Genomic DNA, 445 nt, shown 5'->3' with positions numbered 1-445 from the left:
CAATTTGAAATTATTGTTCATTAAATAAGGAGGAGAAAAATGAGAGAAATTAAATTTAGAGCATATGCAGTAGAAAGTTTAATTGATAGCCAATGGATTGAAAATGGATATGGAGTAACTAAAATTAAATATACTGATGGAACAAGCTCAGTTCATATATTAACATCATACGGAGATTATCAAGTTGTAGAAGAGTCTGTAGGTCAGTATACTGGTTTAAAAGATAGGAACAAAAGAGAGATTTATGAAGGTGATATAGTCCAATTTACAGATAATTATAATACTGATATTCCACCACATATTGGTGTAGTTAAATTTAATAACGCAAGCTTTTATATTACTGATGGTGCATATAGTTGTTATAGATGGATAGATATAAATGTTGAGATTATAGGTAATATATATGAAAATCCAGAGTTAATATAATGAACAATTCAAAAATATT

The 445-nt window shown here is 27.2% G+C and carries 1 protein-coding gene; it reads left to right on the top strand.

Features of this window, described 5'->3' with window-relative positions; all coding sequences use genetic code 11:
* The first annotated feature begins 39 nt into the window (after window positions 1-39).
* Complete coding sequence (locus LPC13_RS16780) at window positions 40-426, top strand: YopX family protein (RefSeq protein WP_005215030.1); 387 nt, start codon at window positions 40-42, stop codon at window positions 424-426.
* Window positions 427-445: the final 19 nt, after the last annotated feature.

It is taken from the genome of Clostridium celatum (assembly GCF_021412605.1).
GTDB lineage: Bacteria > Bacillota > Clostridia > Clostridiales > Clostridiaceae > Clostridium > Clostridium celatum.
Note: the sequence above shows the minus strand (reverse complement) of the source record. Positions and strands in the feature narration are given on the sequence as shown.